We start from the raw sequence: 21,826 nt of genomic DNA, 5'->3' as shown, positions 1-21,826 counted from the left end.
AGTGGTTCGATCTGACCAGGGAGCGTCCCAACGGGTCTTGACGTTTTCGCCCGCCGGGACGCGTTCCTGCCCAGACTGGTGTCGTGACCACCACCGCCGGGTCCTGGGGCCCGGCCGACCTCCCCGAGATCTCCCCCGCCCGCGCCGAGCGCTACGCGCTGCGCCCCGGTGAGGTGCCGCAGCTCTCGGCGTACGCCGCGGCCCCGAGCGCACTCGGCCTGCGGGCGCGGATCGTGCTGCTCTCCGGGCGCGGGATCGGCCCGACCCAGGTGGCGCGGGTGCTCGGCGTGAGCCGGCAGACGGTGCACACGTGGCGCACGCGGTACGCCGGCGCGGGTCTCGCCGGCCTCCACGACCAGCCGCCCGAGCCGGTCCGCGCGGTCGACGACCGGGCGATCGTGGCGGCCAGCCTGGTGCCGCCGCCGGCGTCCGTCGGCAGCACGACCTGGTCGGCGCGGACCCTCGCGACCCACCTCGGCGTCGGGCACAGCACCGTCGCGCGGGCGTGGGTGGCGCACGGCGTCCGGCCCAACGGCGCCGACACGTTCCGCGTCGCGACCACGCCCGAGCTCGTCGTCCAGCTGGTGGAGGTGGTGGGCCTGGTGGTGGCCCGCGACGTCCGCCTGGTCGCGCTCCTCGTGCGCGACGCGACCGCCACCGGCGCGACCCGGCACGCGCTGACCCGCTCCCCCCGCACCGGCCTGGCGCCCCTCTACCTGTACGCCGCCACCCGTGCCGCGCTCGCCGACCCCGCCGCCCACGCGCGCCGCGGCCGGCTCGACCTCGGTCGGTGGCTGGACGGCCTCGAGACCGGCGACGGCGCCGGCGGCGCGCGGCTGTGCCTGGTCGCCGACACCGCCGACGCCCTCGCCCGGCCCGCGGTCGCGGCCTGGCTCTCGGCCCGGCCCCACGTCCGCACCCACCACGCCGGCAGCACCCGCCGGTGGCTCGGCCTCACCACGGCCTTCCTGACCCTCGCCGAGTCCCAGACCGCCGGTCCCGGCTGCGCGCCCGAGATGGCCGACCTCCTGCGCGGGCTGACCTCCGGCGACCTCGTCCTGCCCGCGCCCCTGGTCTGGTCCGGACCCGGTGCCCGGACGGTCGTCCCGCCGCGCCGGTAGGCCGCGCCTCCTCGTCGCGCCCCGGTGGTCGAGCCCCCCCCCGCTGGTCGAGCGCCCCCGCTGGTCGAGCCGGCGAGCGCCAGCGAGCCGAGTCGAGACCACCGCACCCCGTTACCGCGGCTCGACCACCGGCAACCGCTGGTCGAGCCGGCGAGCGTCAGCGAGCCGAGTCGAGACCACCGACCAGCCCACCAGGGTCTCGACTCGCGGTGACTTCGTCCCCGCGGCTCGACCACCGGAACCCGCCACACCGTTGGTCGAGCCGGCGAGCGCCAGCGAGCCGAGTCGAGACCACGTCAGCGTCACCAGGTCTCGACTCGCGGTGACTCCGTCCCCGCGGCTCGACCACCGGCACCCCCCGCTGGTCGAGCCGGCGAGCGCCAGCGAGCCGAGTCGAGACCCCCACAACTGCCAACAGGTCTCGACTCGCGGTGACCCCGTCCCCGCGGCTCGACCACCGGAGGCGGCAACCGCTGGTCGAGCCGGCGAGCGTCAGCGAGCCGAGTCGAGACCACCGACCAGCCCACCAGGGTCTCGACTCGCGGTGACTTCGCCCCCGCGGCTCGACCACCGGACGACACCGCTGGCCGAGCCGGCGAGCGCCAGCGAGCGCCAGCGAGCGCCAGCGAGCCGAGTCGAGACCACCGACCAGCCCACCAGGGTCTCGACTCGCGGTGACTCCGTCCCCACGGCTCGACCACCGGCAACCGCTGGTCGAGCCGGCGAGCGCCAGCGAGCCGAGTCGAGCCCACCTATCCCGCGAGGTCTCGACTCGCGGTGACTCCGTCCCCGCGGCTCGACCACCGACAACCCCCGCTGGTCGAGCCGGTGAGCGTCAGCGAGCCGAGTCGAGACCACCGCATCCCACCCGCGAGGTCTCGACTCGCGGTGACTCCGTCCCCGCGGCTCGACCACCGGACGACACCGCTGGTCGAGCCGGCGAGCGCCAGCGAGCCGAGTCGAGACCACCCCCACCCCGTCACCAGGTCTCGACTCGCGGTGACTCCGTCCCCGCGGCTCGACCAGCGGAGGCGGCTCGACCACCGGAGGCGGATCGACCACCGGGGGCGGACGACCACCGGGGGCGGATCGATCGGGCGAGCGTCAGGCCATCGTCGTGCGGACGGCGCCGGACATCGTCATGCTGATGACGCCGCCCCAGGCGCAGTTGCACATCGAGCCGGCCGTCAGGGCGGGCACGCCGCCGATGAGGGTCTTCGGGGCGCCGGGGGTCCAGGGCCCCGGGACGACCGGGACGCAGGGCATGGGGGTGAGCACGCCGAGCGCGGCAGCGGTGGCGCCGGCCACCGTCGGGTTGGCGAGGCTCGTGCACATCCCGAACGGCGCGATGTTCATCCCCGGCGCGATGTCGGGGATGGTGGCGACCGGGCGGCCCTCGACCATCACCAGCTTGGCGGGGAGCGTGTTCAGGGTCGACGGCGCGACGCCGAACGTGCAGGCCAGCATCGCGCCGGTCACCGCTGCGGGGTTGCCCATGGCTGTCTCCTGGTCAGATCGGTCAGAGCTTGGTGCCCTTGACGGACTTGTCGAGCTGGCGGCCGGACTCGAGCACCAGGCAGACGACGGCGCGGTCGCCGGACTGCCAGGAGCGCGGGGACGGGTAGAGGTAGGTGAAGTAGAGCTGGGAGTCGAGGTAGTCGACGCCGACGTAGCCCTTGAACTCCTCGGCGCAGCGGCCGTCGGCGAACGCCGTGAGGGCGTCGTCGCCCGGGAAGACGTCGCCGTCGACGTCCTGGTCGGCGGGCTCGTAGTCGGCGACCGCGTAGGCCTCCTGGTCGTGCGGCTCGTCGCACGGCACGGTGGCGATGTCGCTGACCTGCGCCTTGATCTCCTCGGGGGCGTTCACGCAGTCCCCGACCTCGAGGTCGAGGACCGGGTTCTCGTCGCCGTCGTCGTCACCGCTGCAGCCGGCGAGCGCCAGCACCGCGAGGCACACCAGCACGACCAGGCGCGCGGCTCGGCGGGTGTGGGGAGCGTTCACGTTCCCGGTCACGACCTCTCGCTCTCGACGACCCGGCCCGGGCAATCTAGTCGCGGCCGGACGCCCGCCGCGGGTGAATGCGGAGATTGCCCGCACGCACCCCGTCGCCGCCCCTACATTGGCTCCGACCCCCCACCCGAGGAGAGCGCACGTGTTCATCAGGTACGTCGACGAGGGCCTCGAGCAGCTGGTCCGTCGTCGCCTCCCGCTCCCCGAGGACGTCGGCGACGTCAGCTTCGAGACGCCCACCTCCACCTGGGCCGCCCAGCTCTCGCGACTCACGGTGAACCTCTTCCTCTACGGCCTCGACCGCAGCAACCAGCCCACCCGGACCGTGCAGGCGCGGGTCGACGCGTCGGGCCGCGCCGAGCGCCGCGCTCCCCTGCCGATGGTCGACCTCGACTACCTCGTCAGCGCCTGGGCCGGCAGCCCCCGCGACGAGCACCAGCTGCTCAGCGACGTCGTCAGCCTGTTCGCCGGCGTGCCGGTCCTCCCGCCCGACCTGACGCACGCCAACCTCAACTCGAGCGTCACCCTCGGCTTCGGCAGCGACCCCACGATGCGGCCGCGGGAGATCTGGCAGGGCGTGAGCGGACAGCTCAAGGCCTGTGCGGTCATCCGCGCCACCGTCGCCGCCGACACCTGGGACTGGGAGGACCAGGCCGCCGCGGTCGAGCGCGTGTCGGTGCTGGCCGCTCCGAAGCAGATCTGAGACGGTCCGACCCGTCGGGTCGTCGCCGTCGCCCCGGACGGGAGCACCGCGTCGTGGGCGGGGAAAACTTTCCTCATTCCGCCTCGCGGCGCTGCTCCCTGCTCCTACTGTGCCTGGTGTTGCCCCCCTCGTCCTAGGCCCTCGGCAGGTATCCGTGCTCGGCTCCGTCCCCGCCCCCCACGCGCGGCACCTCCGCATGCCCGCGGGGGACGCCCGATGAGACTGGCGACCGAGCACCTCGTCCTGCAGGCCGACCCCGGCACGACCCTCGAGATCCCCGTCGACGTGGTCAACACCAGCGACCTCATCGACGGCGTCACCGCCCGCCTCATCGGCCTCCCGGACGCCGAGACCCGGATCGAGCCGCAGCTGCTGCCGCTCTTCCCCGGCGCCGAGGGCCGGCTCGTCATGCACGTCGACGTCCCGCGGTCGCTGACCGCGGGCAGCCACCCGGTCACCGTCGAGGTCGTCTCCCACGGCAGCGGCGCCCCGACCCAGCACCTCGACCTCGACCTGTCCGTGGCCGCCCACCCCGCGCTGCGCCTGCACCGCACGCCGCAGCTGATCCGGGCCCGGCGCTCCGGCCGCTTCCTGCTCGACGTCGAGAACACCGGCAACACCGCGCTCGACGTCACCCTCGCCTCCTCCCTCGAGGACGGCCGCAGCACCGCACGGTTCAGCTCGGAGCGGTTCACCGTCGATCCCGGCACCCGCACCCCGGTCATCCTGGTCGTCAAGGGCCCGCGGATGATCACCGGCGCCGAGATCGACCGCACCGCCGCGATCAACCTCACCGCCAGCCGGGCGCACTCGATCGCCGCGATGGAGGAGACCGAGCAGGACCCCGACCTCGTCGCCGACACGCGCGTCGTCCTCAAGCAGCGCCCGACGCTGAGCCGCGGCCTGCTCACGGCGCTGATCCTGATGGGGATCATCGCCGTGTGGGCGGCCATCTTCGTGCTCGGCCTCGCGCAGGTCCTCGGCGGCGACCCGGTCACCAAGAAGGTCGCGACGTCGTTCTACCCGGCCGACCGCGTCGAGAACGTCGCCGCCACGGCCCCCGAGGGTGCGCTCGACAAGGACGACGGCCTGGTGGACCCCGAGATCGGCGGCACCATCCAGGGCGTCGTCACGGCCGCGAGCAACCTGCAGCCGGTCCCCCGGATCCTGGTCAAGGCCTGGCGCGACGGCCGCGACGGCCCGGTGCTGGTCAGCTCGGCCGCGACGCAGGCCGACGGGAGCTACCGCCTGGTCGGGCTCTTCCCCACCAGCTACAAGCTCCAGTTCGTCGCCCAGGGCTACGAGCCGACCTGGTGGGGCGACCGCGGCCCGGTCGCCAGGGGCCGCGCCACCGCCGTCCCGGTGCCCGCGCAGGGCGAGGCCGAGGGCCTGCAGAACGTCGTCGTCACCGGCCTGGACGCCTCGATCACCGGCGTCGTCGACCAGGGCGCCTCGCTGACGACGCTGCCGACGACCGTCGTGGCCCGCTCCCTCGACATCCCCGACGCCCCGACGGTGCGCACCACCACCGACGGCCGGGGCACCTACCGGCTGCTCGGCCTCCTCGCGCCGTCGCGCTACGAGCTCAGCTTCACCACCGAGGGCTACGAGGTGAAGACGTTGACCACCTCCGTCGCGGGCGGCGAGCAGCGGCTGCAGCCGAGCGTCGTCCCGGCCTCCGCCGAGGGCCGGATCACCGGCCGCGTCGAGCTGCCCGACGGGACGCCGGCCGGCGGCGTCACCGTCACCACCACCGTCGACGGCGAGACCGTCGCGGTCGTCACCCCGACCGTCGGGGCGGTCGGCTCGTTCACCCTCGAGCACCTCCCCACCCCGGCGACCTACGTGCTGACCTTCACCTCCGAGACCTACGGCACCGACACCACCATCGTCGACCTGGACGCCGGCGCCAGCGAGGACGGCCTGGTGGTGCAGGTCGAGGCCGGCACGACGAGCGTCACCGGCTACCTGCGCGGCCCCGACGGCAACGGCCTCGGCGGCGCGACCGTCACGGTGGGCGGCGTCGCCGCCACCGAGGACGGCACCACGACCCCCACGACGACCACGCTGACCTCCGGCGACGTCGGCCGGTTCAGCCTCAGCGGCCTGGCCGCCCCCGGCGACTACACGCTCACCTTCACCCTCGAGGGCTACGCCCCGCGCAGCGTCCCGGTCTCGCTCGACGGCGTCAGCCCGCCGCCCGAGGTGGAGGTGCAGCTGAACAACAAGCTCGGCGGCATCGCCGGCCAGGTCTACGGCGCCACCGACAACCCCTACGTCGGCGCGCAGGTCACCATCACCAACGGCCTCACCACGTGGACCGCGACCAGCGGCGGCACCGGGAGCATCGACGGCAACGGCGGGTACCGGGTCGAGGGACTCCCCTCGGGCACCTACAGCGTGACCGTCACCGCCGAGGGCCTGCGCCAGCAGACCGCGATGGTCGTGGTGATGGAGGGGCTGACGTCGTTCCAGGACCTCGCCCTCGGCTCGGGCGGCGGCTGAGGTGCACGTCGACGTCTCCCCTCGCCAGTTCGACGTCATCGCGGGCATCCCCCAGCCGATCGTCGTCACCCTGAGCAACACCGGCGACGTCATCGGCGGCTACACGCTCCGGGTGCTCGGCGCCGACCCGTCGTGGGTCGGCCTCGACGACGCCGAGATCACGCTGTTCCCCGACGAGACCCGCACGGTGATCGTCACGCTCGAGGTCCCGCCCGGCATGACCGCCGGCGACCGCCGGGTCGCCGTGCAGGTCCGCGAGGTCACGCCGCCGTTCGCCAGCATCGTCGAGGACGTCGTCCTGTCGGTGCCCGAGGCCCCCTCGGTCACCGTCACCGCCGACCCGGTGGTCGTCTCGGCCGGTCGCACCGCCAAGCTCAGCATCCTGGTCGCCAACGAGGGCAACACCCGCGTCAGCGGCCGGATGCACGGCCAGGACCCCGAGGGCCGCGTCCGGTTCGAGTTCAGCCCGGAGGCGGTCGACCTCGCGCCGGGCGAGAACACGATGATCGACCTGCGCGCGCGCAGCCGTCGTCCGCTCACCGGCAGCCCCGTGATCCGTCCGCTCGAGCTGCGGATGCTCGACGAGGCCCAGAGCGCGGCGCTGGCCCGCGCCCAGGAGGAGCCGGTCGCCGTCCCCGCCGCCGTCCCCGCCGCCGCCGCCGACGGCGCCGCCCAGGAGCCCGCGCCCCAGCCCGGCGCGGCCCAGAAGCTCGGCCCGAAGCTGCGGCGCAGGCGCCCGCCCCAGGTCGGCGAGGACGTGCCCGCGCAGGCGCAGGCGACGTTCGTGCAGCGCGCGACCATCTCGCGCGGCGGCCTGTCCCTGGTCGGGCTGCTCGTCGCGGTCACCGTGTTCGCCATCGTCATCACCCTCTCGCTCGGCCAGCTGGTCGGGCGCTCCGCCGAGGACCGCGACCTCGCCCTGGCGATCGCCGCCGCGGGTGACGCGAGCGCGACCAGCGGGTCCGCCCAGGTCGGCGGCACCGTGCGGCTGCTCACGTCGAGCAAGCCGGTCGAGGGCGTCGAGGTCAGTGTCTTCTCCGCCGACGACACCGAGACCGCGCGCGGCACCATCGCCACCGACCGCAACGGCGCCTGGAAGGTCGCCGACCTCCCCGCCGGTGACTACAAGTTCTCCTTCCGCGGCGCCGGCTTCGTGCAGCTCTGGTATCCGACGGCGCTCGACGCCGCCGACGGCCAGACCGTGACCGTCGAGTCCGGCGGCCAGCAGCTCTCGCTGGACGTCGACCTCGGCGGCGTCCCGGCCTCGATCAGCGGCACGGTCGTCGGCGCCGACGTCTCGAACGCCACGCTCACCCTCAAGGCGCCGCTCGACGCGACCGGCGCCGGGGCGGGCGCCAACGCGCCCATCCCGGCCGACGGCGTCGACAACCCGTCGGTCGACGTCGCCTCCGAGGGCGCGACGGTGACCTCGGTGCCGATCGGCGACGACGGCACGTTCTCGCTCACCGACGTCCCCTCGCCGCAGACCTACGACCTGGTCGTGGAGAAGGAGGGGTACGCCACCTCCACCCAGCGCATCGACGTCAGCGCCGGCGAGGAGCGCGAGGACGTCGAGATCACGCTGCGCCAGGGCGACGGCGTCATCAGCGGCACCGTCACGTCCGCGACCCAGAAGGTCGAGGGCGCCACGATCACGGCCACCGTCGGGCAGACGTCGGTGACCACGACGTCGCAGACCGGCACCGACGGCGGCGACTTCACCCTGCGCGGCCTGCCGACCCCGGCCGCGTTCACCCTCGTCGTGAGCCAGGACGGCTACGCCTCCCAGACCCTGACCGTCGCGCTCGGCGAGGGTCAGCGCCTCACCGGCGTCGCGGTCAACCTCGACAAGTCCTCCGGCGAGCTCTGCGGCAAGGTGATCTCGGTCCTCGACGACCTGCCCGCGCCCGACGTCACCGTCACCGTCACCGACGGCAGCCAGACGGTGCAGACCGCCACCCAGTCCGACGACTCGGCCGGGCCGGCCTGCCCGACCAGCCCCGGCACCAACTGGAAGGCCTCCGGCCTCCCCCTGCCCGGCGACTACACGATCACCTTCTCGCGCGCCGACCTCGAGTCGCAGACGGTCGCCGTCGCGCTCGACGGCGAGGGCAACGTCTCCGCCGACGCCGAGAACAGCGCCGTCGTCAACGGCGTCATCACCGTGCGCCTGCAGGCCTCGACCGCCGTCGTCTTCGGCAAGGTGACCCAGTCGCCGACGCGCGGGGTCGCGGCCCAGCCGGCCGGCGAGACCGTCGTCCAGCTGATCTCCAACACCGCGACCTACAGCGTGGTCGCGGCCTCGGTCCCGGCCGCCTCGGCCGGCGACTACCGCTTCGACGCCGTGCCCCCGGGCACCTACACGCTGCAGACCAGCCGCAGCGGCGTCACCCCCACGACGGAGACCCTCACCGTCGAGGCCGGCCAGGAGTACGAGCGCAACCTCAGGCTCGATCCGCCGGCGTCGCTGAGCGGCGTGATCACCAACGCCCGCGCCGGGTGGGTCGTCGAGCTCTACCGCTCCTCCGAGTACCCCAGCCAGACCTACCTCACCACCACCGTGGTGATGAAGGAGCTCCGCGGCCGGGGGTGTCCCGAGAACATGTGCGCCTACTACGAGTTCCTCGACATCGATGCTCCGCAGACCTACGTGATCCAGGTCCGACGCACCAGCGGAGGCGCGCCCCTGGCGACCGCTCGGGCCGAGGTCAACCGCAGCGAGCCCCAGACCAAGGACTTCCAGGTGCGTTCCGATGGCTGACCACGTCCCCCACGCCCCGCTCCCGCCGGGCGTCACCACCGCACCGGTGCTCCGGACGGCGGCCGGCGTCGAGCTCGCGGTGCCGGTGACGGTGACCAACACCGCCGCCTCCCCGCGCGTCCTGACCGTCACCCCGCTCGGCGTCGACCCCGGCTGGGTCGTCGGCCCGCCGCAGCGCACCACGACGCTCGGTCCCGGGGCGTCGCAGGAGCTCACCGTCGCCCTGCACCCGCCGCAGGGCACGCTGCCCGCGTCGTACCCGCTCGTCGTCACCGTCCAGGCGCTCGACCCCGCGACCGGTCTCACCGACGGCAGCCGACCCGGTCTCGCCGAGACGACCCTCCTCGTCAACCCGCGCACGACCCTGTCGGTCTCGCTCGAGCCGGCCGAGCCGTCCGCGGTCGCCAAGGCCCGCTTCACCGTCGTCGTCCGCAACGGCGGCAGCGTGGCCACCGACGTCGGGCTCAGCGTCACCAACCCCTCGATCGGCTACGTCAAGCTGCGCCGGCAGCGCGTGACGGTGCCCGCCCAGGGCGAGGTCCGCATCGGCGCGCGCGCCCGGATGAACCGCCCCCGGATGGCCGGCTACGGCTCGCGCGCGGCGTTCGCGGTGACGGCGAACGCCGCCGACTCCGTGCGGCACACCGTCGGCACCCTGCACCAGCGCGCGCTGCTGGGCCCGTGGGCCCTCAAGGCCGTCGCGCTGGTCGCGGTCCTCGCGGTCTGGGCGGCGGCGGCGCTCACCCTCGTCCCGATGCTGTCGGAGAAGATCTCGTCGTCCTCCGACGAGGCCACGACGGCCGGCGCCACCACCGACGGCGAGGACGGCGGCGAGGACGGCGGCAGCGACGGCGGCTCGGGCGGCGAGGACGGCGGTGCCGACGGCGGCGCCGGCGCGGCGCCCGCCGCGGCCGGCGGACCCGGCCTGATCAGCGGCACGATGCTGGGCGAGGCCCCCGCTGGCGTGACGGTCCGCCTGGAGTCGAAGGCCCTCGTCGACGAGTCGATGCAGCAGGGTGTGCGCACCGTCGGCGTGTCCGAGGACGACGTCGCCGGCGAAGGCAAGCGGCTCGCCTCGGCCGCCGTCGCGGCGCTCCCGAGCGAGAGCGACGCCCGCACCAAGACCACCCCAGAGAACGGCGCGTGGGCCTTCCAGGACGTCCGCAGCCCCGGCTACTACCTGTTGACCATGTCGAAGCCGGGCTACCAGACCCAGCGCTTCGTGGTGAACAGCGCCAGCGAGGCCGCCAAGGAGCCGCTCGAGGTCGAGATGGTGCCCGGCAGCGGCGCCCTCCAGGGCCGTATCTCGGGCCCGGACGGGCCCGTCGGCGGCGCCCAGGTCACCATCACCGACGGCATCAACACCGTCACGACGAGCAGCAACTCGCAGGGCAACGTCGGCGCCTGGTCGATCACCGGCCTCTCCACGCCGAGCACCTACGTCGTCATCGCGACGCGCCACGACATGAGCAGCGAGGCGACCTCGGTGCGGGTCGACCCCGAGGAGACCCGCACCGTCGACCTCACCCTCACCCCCGGCGTCGCCCTGCTCACCGGCAAGGTCAAGCGCTACCTGCCCGACGGGTCGAAGGGGCCGCTGCTCGGCGCCACCGTGTCGGTCAGCGACGGCGAGGGCAACGTCCGCACCGCCACCACGCTCACCGAGCAGCCCCAGGGCAAGTTCTTCCTCTCCGGCGTGCCGGTCCCCGGCAGCTACACCGTCACGATCAGCGCGCCCGGCTTCCAGTCCGAGAGCCGGCAGGTCGACCTGGTGCCAGGACGGCGTCCCGACCCCATCTCGACGCTCCTGCTCAGCTCGTCGGGCCGGCTCGTGGGCGACGTGACGATCGCCGACAAGCCCACGGCCACCCCCGTGGACGCCCGCGGCCGGGCCCGCGAGCCGGTGTCCTCCGGGGTCCCGCTGCGCGCGACCGGGCTGGTCCTCACCAACAACGAGGCCACCTACAAGACGACGAGCTCGTCCGGCAAGGACACCTCCTCCTACGTGTTCACCGGGGTCGAGCCGGGCGTCTACTCGCTCACGGCCGAGTACTTCGGCTACGTCTCGCGCCAGCTCACCGTCCGGGTCACCGCCGGGGGCGAGAAGCGGGTCGACCTCGTCATGGAGCCGGTCGCCGACGGCGTCCTGCCCCAGACCTCGACCATCCGGGGCACCGTCGTCGACGTCGCGACCGCCGAGCCGATCCGGACCTGCGACGACGGCCGGCCGGTGGACCCGGAGGGCTGCCTGGCCGCCACGCTCGACGAGAACGGCAACGGCGCCGCCGACCCGGAGGAGTTCACCACCCGCTTCGGTCCCGAGGACGCCTACACGCTGCCCGACCCCGCCGACGACCTCTGCGAGGAGGCCATCACCGCCGGCCGCACCTGCGGCATCGCGCCCGGGCTCTACACCGTGCTCATCGAGGCCCCCGGCTACCTCCCGAAGTCGCTCGACGTCCAGGTGGCCGAGCGCAGCAACGTCACCGCCCCCGTCGCCGAGCTGACGGCGGTCCCCTCGGTCACCGGCCGGGTCAGCCTCGCGCCGCTGGTCGGCGCGGACCTCGAGGCCCTGGACCCGCAGCCGAACCAGCCGGTGCCGGTCACCTGCGTGTGGATGCAGGTCGACGGCGCCGCCGGCGCGCTGCCCGACTGCACCGCCGCGGTGGCGGCCGGCACCGCGAACGACGCCGCCGCCCAGGCCGACGTGGACGCCTGCCTGCCCGGCGCGTTCTACCAGGTCGGCGCCCAGCCGGGCCGGACCCGCTGGTGCGCGGCCATCGGGGCCGACGACCGGTTCACCATCGAGGCCCCGCGGACCGGGGCCTACACGCTCACGGTGGTCCCGGCCGACCCCGAGTACGTCGTCTCCCGGTCCGGCACGCTGCTGCTCGACGGCGGCGCCGAGCAGTACAACCCGGTCCTCAACCGGCTCGGCCAGATCGTCGTGACGTCGTTGCAGCCCGAGCCGGTCCCCGGCGACGGCGAGGTCGACCCGACCGACCGGCTCGTGCCGAGCGACCCGCGTCCGACGCTGAGCCTCGCGCCGGCGCCGCCGGGCTACCAGCAGGAGGAGGAGCCGGACCCCGGCGTCACCCGGATCTACCAGGTCCAGCCGGGCACCTACAACGTCACCGGCACCAGCGGCGCCTACAGCGGCACCGAGGAGGCCACGGTCGCGTACAACCAGGTGCTGCCGCTGCGGCTGGCCCTCATCGACCCGATCCCGAACTTCGTCGGCCGGGTCGTCGGCCGCCTCGACGGCGCGCTCGTGCCCCTGAGCGACATCCCGGTGCGCCTGCGCGGGGCCACCTCGTTCTCGGACGAGGGCGTGCCCGCCTACAGCGTCACCGAGCCGGTCACCGGCAGCGACGGGTGCTTCGCCGTCGAGGCTCGGGAGGCGCCGCCGCTCTACGGCTGCACGACCGGCTGGAACGACACGAACCGGACCGTGATGCGCTTCCTCACCGACACGATGAACGAGATCGTGGTCAGCGGCGAGTCCCGGGGCTGGGAGCCCTACCGGCGCACCAAGGAGCGGCTCGTCGTGGGCGCCGTCAACACCATCGAGCTCGCCCCGGCACCGGTCGACGTCGACGTCGACGTGACCGTCACCCCGCCGGGCACCACCTCGCCGTTCACCATGCCCGTCACCGTCACCGTCGACGACGTCCCCAACGGCCGCACCGTGACCGCCCGACTGGTCGCGGACCCGCTCGACCCGGCGCGCGGCGTCCTCCAGTGGGACGACCAGGGCAACGACGCCCGCGGCAACGCGCTGCCCGTCGGCCGCGCCATCCCGGGCACCTACCCGGTCACCATCGAGCTCGACGGCTACGTCCCCTTCACCGGCGACCTGGTCTGCGAGGTCGGTGGCGGCTGCGCCTTCGACGACGACGTGGAGCTGCGGAAGCTCGGCGAGATCGAGCTCACCCTGAAGGGCCGCGACGGCGAGGCCGTCAACGGCGCGGTCGTCCGACGCATCGTCGACGGCGCCGCGGACTCCTTCGAGCTGAGCCCGACCGGCAACGTCGTGACCTACGACCAGGTCGTGCCGGGCACCGACACCCGCACCCAGTTCGCCGTGCGGGCCGCCGGCTACGCCCACGACACCACCCGGCTGGTCCAGAACTCCGCCGACGAGGTCCGTCTCGACTGCAAGGACGTGCCCGACCCGACCCGGGTCACCGTCGAGCCCGGCGGCACCACCCGCTGCGACCTGATCCTCACCCGGCTCGGCACCATCAGCGGCGACGTCCTGGCCCACCTCGGCGTGCAGGGCGGCACCTCCAGCGAGGTCCGCCACCCCGAGGACGTCGTGGTCACCGCCGCGCTGTGCACGAACCCGGTCGCGGGGGGGTGCACGGCGGTCTCCGAGGCACCCGGCGAGGTCTTCACCGCCACCACCGACGAGGACGGCGCGTTCGTCCTCACCGGCACCAACCAGGTCGGCCGGTCCGGCCTCGCCGAGGGCACGTGGGTGCTCACCGCCGCGGTCCCCGGCTTCGACCAGCGGACGAACGCCGCCGGCGTGCGTGGTCGGGTCGTGCAGGTCGGGCGCGGCGTCCAGACCGCCGACGTCGACGTCTACGCCACCGCGGTCGCGCTCTCCCTCACGGTGAAGGACGCCGTGGCGACCGTCGACGACGCGAGCGTCGTCGTCCGCCTGACCCAGAACGACGACGAGGTCCCCACCGCCGGCGACCCCACCGCCACGCTGGTGGGGAGCGGCACCGCCGACCCGCGCTACGTCTTCGGCGCCGTCGTCCCCGGCACCTGGACCATCGTGGTGACCGGACCGACGATCATCCGCACCACCCAGGACACCGTCCTGGTGCCCGGCGACCCCCAGCAGGAGGACACCGTCACCGTCGAGCGCACCGAGGCCTCGATCGAGGGCGTCGTCACCGTCGGCGGCTCCGACTCCGACGCCGGTGACTTCGCCGGCGGCGCCACCGTCACCCTCACCTGCACCGACCGCGCCGCGACGTTCTGCCCCGACGACGCCCCCGCCCGCGGCACCGACGGCCAGCCGCTGACCGCCACCGTCAGCGCCGCCGACGGCACCTACCAGATCGAGGACGTGCCGACCGGCCGGTACGTCGTCACTTTCGCCAAGCCCGGCTTCGAGACGTCCTCCTCGCCCGAGACGAGCTTCCCGAGCAGCGTCGCGATGCAGCTCGACCACGCGCTGGTCCCGACCCGCCGCTTCCTCGACGTGACCCTGACCTCGAGCGCCGGTGCCGCGGAGAACCTGTCCGGCACCGAGCTCACCCTCGACCCGATCGGCGGCACGGTCAGCCCCGAGCTCGACCTCACCCTCAGTGCGGCCGGCACCGGCTCCTTCCAGCAGGTCCGCTCCGGCTGCTACCAGGTGACCCTCACGCAGGGCGCCGGGCACCTCGGCACCGTGAGCGGTCCCACCGGCACCGGCACGACGGCGGACTGCCCGGCCGGGGCCGCCGGCACGACCGTCGTCCGGGTGCCCGACGGCACCTCCGAGGAGCGCGTCGTCCTGGCCTACGAGGTCGAGGCCGACCGGTTCGCCTACACGCTCAGCGCCGACGCCTGGGACGGCCACCCCGAGCCCACGACGTCCCTGCGGCTCGTCCGCACCAACGGCGGCGGGTTCGACCGCACCGTCCCGACCCCGGTCACGGCCGGCGGCGAGCTCTGGGTGCCGCCCGGCCAGTACGACGTCACCCCGGTCCTCGCCGGCGTCCCCGACGCCTGGTGGCCGGTCACGACGTCCTCGGTGAGCGTGCCGACGGCGTCCCCGGTCGTCCTCGCCCTGGCCGAGTCGACGTTCGAGGTCACCGTGCGGATCGACGGGTTCACCGCCGGCGACGTCGCGACCGTCCAGGTCTCGCCCGGCACCGGGCAGGACGGCGTCGCACCGAGCCCCGCCCTCCTCACTGCCGACGCCTCCGGACAGGTCGTCTTCACGCTCCCCCACGGCGCCTGGCTCTTCGAGGGCGACTGGGCCGACGGCCCCGACTCCGTCCAGGTCACCGTCACCGGCCCGACCACGGTCACCCTGCGACCCGCACCGGCCGACCCCGTGCCCGACCCGGACCCCGCTCCCGACCCGGACCCCGAGCCCGACCCGGACGCCGATGACGGCACCGGGACCGGCACCGACGGCAGTGACGGGACCGACGGGGAGCTCACCCCGTGAGGCCGGCCGCGCCCCGGCGCCTGACGACGGTCCTGACGGCGGCGCTCGTCGGCGCGCTCGTCACCACGGCGGCCACCGCGGTGCCGGCGGTCGCGGCGACCCCGCAGACCCCGGTGCTCACCGACTCCGCAGCGACCCCGCGGCTGGTCAGCGCGACCCCGTGGACCCCGGCCGTCACCACGCCGTCGTCCGGGACCCCGATCACCTTCTCGGTCGTCGCGACCCCGGCCGGCGCCTGCACCACGCCCACCGACCGGCGCACGATCACCCTTGTCGCGCCGGGCAGCTGCGCCGTGACCGCCACCGTCCCCGGCGACGCCACCTACGAGGTCGGCACCGCCAGCAAGACCTTCCAGGTCCGGCGCCCGCAGTCGCCGGCGTTCACGACCCCGACGACGGCCGCGCAGCAGGTCAGCGCCACGCCGTGGTCGCCACCGATCACCACGCCGTCGACCGGCACGCCGATCAGCTACGCGGTCGGCAGCACCCCGGCGGCGGTCTGCACCGCTGCGGCGGACGGCAGCAGCGTCACGCTCGTCGGACCCGGCGACTGCGCCGTCACCGCCACCGTCCCCGGTGACACCACGTACGCCGTCGGCACCGCCGCCGCGACCTACCGGGTCCGCCGGCCGCGCACCTTCGCCATCACCGCGCCCACCGGCTCCTTCCGCGCGCTCGGGACCTGGACGCCGGTCGTCACCGGCGCCGGCACGTCGAGCGTCGAGCTGACGTCGAGGACCCCCGTGGTCTGCAGCATCGCCGCCAACGGGGTCGACGTGTCGCTGCTCGAGCCCGGCGACTGCACCGTCCGCGCGACGGTCGAGGCCGACACCGAGGACGACGCCGCCCAGGACGACGAGACGATCGCCGTCGGCCTGGCCGACCCCGCCCTGTCGATCGCGCAGCCGACCGCGTCCTCGGTGGTGCGGGGCACCTGGACGCCCGTGGTCACCCAGGACGGCGACGAGGACGTCACGCTCGAGGTCAGCGACGCCGACGCCTGCACCGTGCGGGCGAACGGCACCAGCGTGCGTCTCGACCGCGCCGGCGCGTGCGAGGTCACCGCCTCGGTCCCCGCCGGCACCCTGTACGACGCCGACTCCGCGACCGCCACGATGGACGTCGACGCCCGCACCGTCGAGATCTCGTGGTCGGTCGCGCCGGTCGGGCCCCGCTACCGCGACCTCGTCAAGGTGACCGCGCAGGCCCGCGACAGCGTGACCGACGAGGTCGTCCCCGGGTCCGGGCACATCGAGATCGTCGACGTCGACGCCGCCGCGCCGGCCGACGCCACCTGGGTCGACGGCCGGGCGACCCGCGAGTTCGAGGCCCCGGGCGTGCGCACCTACGTCGCCCGGGCCGACTTCGTGCCCACCGACACCGGCGTGTGGGCGTCGGTGGCCGCCGCGTCGTACGACGTCGTGGTCGGCAGGGCCGCGCTGACGGCGTCCATCCCCACCCCGCCGGCCGCCGACCTGGTCGTCGGCCGCACCTGGACCGACGCCGCCACCCTGACGCCGTCCGACTCGGGCCTGACGCCGGTGCTGACCTCGCAGACCACGTCGTCGTGCACCGTCTCGGGCAACGACGTCACGTTCCTCACCACCGACACCTGCACCCTCCGGGCCAGCCACCCCGGCACCTCGCTCTACGCCGCGGCGAGCGCCGTGACGAGGTCCGTCACCGCCGCGACCGCGCCGGTCGACGTCGTCGTCACCTCCAGCCCGGCCGCTCCGGTCTTCGGCAGCACCGTGACCGTGACCGCCACCGTCCGCGACCGCGCCAGCGGCGACCTGGTCACCGGTGGCACCGGCTCGATGACGATCACCGGCGTCGCCAACCCGAGCCCCGCCACGGTGACCTGGACCGGCGGCACCTACACGCGCACCTTCACCGCCGGCACCGTCGGCAGCGTCTCGGCCGTCGCGACGTTCAACGGGGTGGCCAAGAAGTACGCCACCGCCACCGGCACCGGCACGATCACCGTCGCCAAGGCCTCCTCCCCGATCACCTGGAACACCGGGGCCGTCCCGAGCCCGGCCTACGCCGGGCGCACGTGGGTCACCGGCGCGGTCAAGGGCGCCTCGCCCCAGCCCCTGGTGATCACCACCGCGGACGCCGCCGTCTGCACCGTCAGCGGCACGACCGTCACCCTCGTGGCCGGCGGCACCTGCACGGTCTACGCCGACCAGGCCGAGGGAGCCACCCACGAGGCCGCCCACCTCGAGCACTCCTTCCAGGTGGTCCGCCGCCCGGTCACGCTGACCGCGACGGTCGACGAGACGGCCCCGGTCTACGGCGACACCGTCACGGTCACCGTCGTGGCGACCGACACCCTCACCGGTGCCCGGCTCCCCGGCTCCGGCACGATCGCCGTCGACGCCCCGATGACCGGCGACCCCGAGGCCGTCACCTACGCCTCGACCGGTCCCGCCCTCGGCGCGGCCACGCGCCGGCTGACCTCGGTCCCGGTCGGCTCGTTCACGATCTCGGCCACGTACACGGCCACCCCCACCCACGCGGCCGGGACGACCACCCGACCGCTGGTGGTGGCGAAGGCGCCGCAGTCGGTGACCGTGGGGACCGCCCCCAGCCCGGCGTACGTCGGTCAGACGTGGGAGCCGCTGGCGGCACGCGGCCCGTCGTCCGGCGCGGTCACGATCGTGCCCAGCGGCTCGTGCACGGTCGCGGGCCTCGTGGTCACCTTCACGGTCCCGGCCCCCGGCACCTGCACGGTGAGCGTGACCCAGGCCGGCGACGGGAACTACCAGGCCGCTCCCGCGGTGGAGCGCACGGTCGCGGTCACCAGCCGCCCCGTCCGGATCGCGGTGACGACCACGCCCGCCGCCCCCGAGTTCGGCGTCCTCACGACCGTCGTCGTCCAGCTGTACGACGCCCTCCAGCCCGCCGCGTCGGCCGACGTGGTGCTCGGCACCGGCACCGCCGTCGTCGCCGGGTTCCCGGCCTCCCAGCAGTCCTTCGACCCGGTCACCGGGCGGGCGACGCTGACCTACACCCCGACCGCGGCCGGCCCGCAGGACATCGTGGTGACGTTCACGGCCGCGACCACGCGGCACGAGTCCTTCACCGGCCGCACGGCGTCGATCACGGTCGCGCTCGCCAAGCAGGTCGTCACCCTCGGCGCCGCCCCGGCGAAGCCGGATCCCGGCCGGGTCACGAAGACGTGGACGCCGACCCTGACCAGCACCAACGCGACCCAGCCGATCGTGCTCGCCACGGTGCCGGCCGCCTCGGTGTACTGCTCGGTCTCCGCCGGCGTGGTGACCTTCGACCGCGAGGGCACCTGCGAGCTCCAGGCCACGCAGGCCGCGGTGCCCACCAAGTACTCCGCCGCCACCCCGGTGTCGATCCTCGTCACCGTCGACCGGATCCAGGTCACGGTCACGCTGCGCGTCACCCCGGTCAGCCCGGTGGACGGCGAGGTCGTCACGGACCTGGCCGTCGACCGCGAGCTCGAGGTCCGCGCCGAGGCGTTCGCCCGCGGCGAGGGCACGGGCGGGAGCAACCTCAAGATCGCCGGCACCGGCGCGATCGGCATCGACCGGGTCGCGGGCGGGACCGCCACGACGCTGGCGCAGACCGCCAACCCCACGACCGCGTGGTTCGGCAGCGGCCGCTTCCTCTCCGCCACCCCGGTGCGCGCGGGCAGCTACCAGGTCTGGCACGAGTTCGCCCCCACCGACAGCCGCGTCTACGAGGTCGCTCCCTACGTCGCTCCCGCTGCCGGTCAGCCCCAGCCCCTGCGCCAGGTCAGCCCGACGTCCCTCACCGTCGGCCGGGCCGGCCAGGACATCGACGTCACGCCACGGACCGGGCCCGACTACGTCGACGGCAGCTGGTTCCCCGCACCGACCGGCGGCGGCTCCGGCAACCCGGTCGTCGTCGAGGCGTCCGGCGGCTGCACGCTGCGCGGCACGACGGCCGCGCCCGAGGTCTACCTCACCTCGCCGACCCTGTGCACGGTGACCTTCCACCAGGACGGCGACGACGACTACCTCGCCGCCGACCGGGTCGTCTCGTTCACCGTCGACCGCGCCCCGACCACGGTGACGCTGAGCGTCAGCGGGTCGCCGCGGGTCGGCACGCCGGTCACCGTGACCGCCCGCGCGACGGCGTCCTCGCTGGCCGGCGCGGCCGTCCCCGGTGACTACGCGATCGCCGTCGCGGGCCAGCCCGACGCCGTCACGGTCCCCCACCCCGACGGCACCGCGAGCACCACGTGGACGCCGACCTCGCGAGGCCCGGTCGAGGCGACCGCGACGTTCGCGCCGGACGACGACAACGCCTTCGCCGACAGCATCGCCACCCCCGTCACCGTCGCCGTCGACGCCGGCACCCAGACCTTCTCCTCCGCGGACCCGCCCGCCGACCAGCAGTACGTCGGCGACGGGTGGACCCCGGCCGCGGTCGTCACCCACGGCCCGGCCGGAGCCGAGGTGGCCGTGGACGTGGCCACCCCCGCCGTGTGTCGCTGGGACGGCACGGTCGTGCACCTCGAGGCCGAGGGCACCTGCACGGTGACGCTGGGCGTGGTCGAGGCCCCCGAGGGTGCCGCCTCGCCCGACTGGCTCCCGGCGACGACCGTCTCCCGCACGATCGGGGTGCTGCGCAACCCGACCGCGATCGCGCTGCCGAGCGCCGCCTCGACCCTCGTCACCCGCCCGGGCACCACGTTCCAGGACCCCGCCCTCACGATCCCGGCCACGCTGACCGGCCGGCTCAGCGGCGACGTCCTCGACCCCGGCGCGCTCGCCGGCACCGTCGTGTTCACCCGCACCCGGGTCTCGACCGACCCGGTCGACCCGCCCGGTCCGGTCGAGCTGGCCCGCGTCGTGGCGGAGAGCGGTGCGGCCTCCACCGACGTCTCGTTCACCCGGTTCGGCAGCTACACCGTGACCGCGACGTTCGTGCCGAGCGACCCGGTGACGTTCGCCGGCAGCACCACCTCGTACCAGGTGCTCGTCCGCAAGCACGCCCAGACGATCACGCAGGTGGTGCCGCCCACGCCGGCCAAGGTGCTGACCTCCTGGACCTACCCGTTCGCCGAGAGCTCCGCCGGGCTGCCCGTCGTCGTCACGCCGACGTCCGCGTCGTGCACCGCGGCCGGCGCCGTCGTCACCTACAGCGCCGTCGGCGCCTGCACGATCACGTTCTCCCAGCCGGGCGACGACTACTACGCGGCGGCGCCCACCCTCGGGGCCACGGTCGCCGTCGAGAGGAACGCGACCAGCGTCGCCGTGCTGGTGCCGGCCGGCGCCACCGTCGGCGCACCCACCGACCTGACCGCCACCGTCACGTCCGTGCTCCCCGTGCCGGGCGCGGCGCCCGCGGGCGGCACCGTGCAGTTCAGCGCGTCCGGGCTGCCCGTCGGCGACCCGGTGCCCGTGGTGGGCGGCCGCGCGACCCTCTCGTGGGTCCCGACCTCCGCGGGCGACACGGCCGTCCGGGCCGTGTTCGTGCCGACCGGGACCTCGGAGCCGCTCTACGCGGGCAGCGACGCGACCGGGTCCTCCACGGTCGCCCCCGCCCCGGTCGACGTCGAGCTGGTGATCACCGCGGACGCCGTGCGGGCGACCGTCTCGCCCCAGCGCGCGGCGGCCGGCACGGCGACCGGCAGCGTGGTGTTCCGGATCGTCGGCGGCGCGACCCTCGGCACCGCGACGCTGGCCTCCGGCGTCGCCCGGATCGACAACACGCTCGACCCGACCGCCGACGTCGTCGTCCAGGCGTCGTACGCCGGCGACGGCACCCGGGCCGGTCAGACCGGCACGCTGCGGCGGGCGCTGCCCACGATCAGGGCGACGCCCGGCGGCGCCTCCGGCTGGCAGCGGACGAACGTCACCATCCGCTACGAGTGCACGCGACCGGCCGGCGCGGAGCTCGCCGCCCCGTGCCCGTCGCCGCACGTCTTCTCCGCCGACGCGGCCGGGCAGTCGCACACCGAGACCGTCCGGGCCACGAACGGCGGCCGGGCCACCGTGACGGTCGGGGGGATCGACATCGACAAGACCGGCCCGGTGCCGGTGATCCAGGGCGTCACCCGCAACGCCGACTACCGCGACGTCCCGCCGCGCGGGCGCTGCGTCGCCTCCGACGCCCTGTCCGGCCTCGTGGGCTGCGTGACCAGGACGGTCGTCACCGGGCGCGACACCCGCGAGCTCGTCGCGACCGCCACCGACCGCGCCGGCAACCGGACGGTCGTCACGGTGCCCTACCGCCAGCTCAAGGAGTGGGTCGTCGGTGCCCCGCTGCGGGGCAGCCGGTTCGCCGTCAAGCCCCGCTCGACGGTGCGCATCGCGGCGACCAGCACGCGCCGGAAGCCGCAGCTGATGCTGCCGCGCAAGGGCGGCGGCTGGACCCCCGGCCCCGTGATGGTCGCGGAGAGCGTGCGCGAGGGCCTGTTCCTCTTCACCACCACCTCCCGGCTGCCCGCCAACGTCGCCTCCCACCGCCTCGGCGTCCGTCTCCAGGGCAGCAAGCAGGTGCAGGTCATCCGGTTCGTGGCCCGCTGACCGGGCCCGCGGGG

The 21,826-nt window shown here is 74.8% G+C and carries 8 protein-coding genes; 6 read left to right on the top strand and 2 right to left on the bottom strand.

Going from position 1 to position 21,826, the window contains the following annotated elements; genetic code table 11:
• Positions 1 to 83: 83 nt before the first annotated feature.
• Complete coding sequence (locus tag E4623_RS11540) at positions 84 to 1,121, top strand: helix-turn-helix domain-containing protein (RefSeq protein WP_134766692.1); 1,038 nt, start codon at positions 84 to 86, stop codon at positions 1,119 to 1,121.
• Between the two features lie 1,104 nt (positions 1,122 to 2,225).
• Here E4623_RS11540 and E4623_RS11535 read toward each other — a convergent pair.
• Entirely contained in the window at positions 2,226 to 2,618 is a 393-nt protein-coding gene (locus E4623_RS11535; RefSeq protein WP_134766691.1) for a DUF4280 domain-containing protein, read from the bottom strand.
• 22 nt (positions 2,619 to 2,640) lie between these two features.
• Complete coding sequence (locus tag E4623_RS22620; RefSeq protein ID WP_167736584.1) at positions 2,641 to 3,135, bottom strand: septum formation family protein; 495 nt, start codon at positions 3,133 to 3,135, stop codon at positions 2,641 to 2,643.
• Between the two features lie 139 nt (positions 3,136 to 3,274).
• Between E4623_RS22620 and E4623_RS11525 the strand changes: the two genes are divergently transcribed.
• The 5 genes from E4623_RS11525 (at position 3,275) to E4623_RS11505 (ending at position 21,812) form a co-directional block, all read left to right on the top strand.
• Positions 3,275 to 3,835, top strand: a complete 561-nt coding sequence (locus E4623_RS11525; protein ID WP_167736583.1) for a DUF4255 domain-containing protein — start codon at positions 3,275 to 3,277, stop codon at positions 3,833 to 3,835.
• A 216-nt stretch (positions 3,836 to 4,051) separates the two neighbouring features.
• Positions 4,052 to 6,340, top strand: coding sequence for a carboxypeptidase-like regulatory domain-containing protein (locus E4623_RS11520; RefSeq protein WP_134766689.1), 2,289 nt, complete (start codon positions 4,052 to 4,054; stop codon positions 6,338 to 6,340).
• Position 6,341: 1 nt separating this feature from the next.
• Complete coding sequence (locus E4623_RS11515; protein WP_134766688.1) at positions 6,342 to 9,101, top strand: carboxypeptidase regulatory-like domain-containing protein; 2,760 nt, start codon at positions 6,342 to 6,344, stop codon at positions 9,099 to 9,101.
• Positions 9,094 to 15,279: a carboxypeptidase regulatory-like domain-containing protein gene (locus E4623_RS23340; RefSeq protein ID WP_134766687.1), complete on the top strand. Its 6,186-nt coding sequence runs from the start codon at positions 9,094 to 9,096 to the stop codon at positions 15,277 to 15,279. Before E4623_RS11515 ends, E4623_RS23340 begins: the two co-directional genes overlap by 8 nt.
• A complete protein-coding gene (locus E4623_RS11505; protein WP_134766686.1) occupies positions 15,276 to 21,812 on the top strand; it encodes an Ig-like domain repeat protein in 6,537 nt (2,178 codons plus the stop codon). Before E4623_RS23340 ends, E4623_RS11505 begins: the two co-directional genes overlap by 4 nt.
• Positions 21,813 to 21,826: the final 14 nt, after the last annotated feature.

The organism is Nocardioides sp. 1609, assembly GCF_004522105.1.
In the GTDB taxonomy this organism is placed as follows: domain Bacteria; phylum Actinomycetota; class Actinomycetes; order Propionibacteriales; family Nocardioidaceae; genus Nocardioides.
This window is presented reverse-complemented; position numbering and strand designations above follow the sequence as displayed.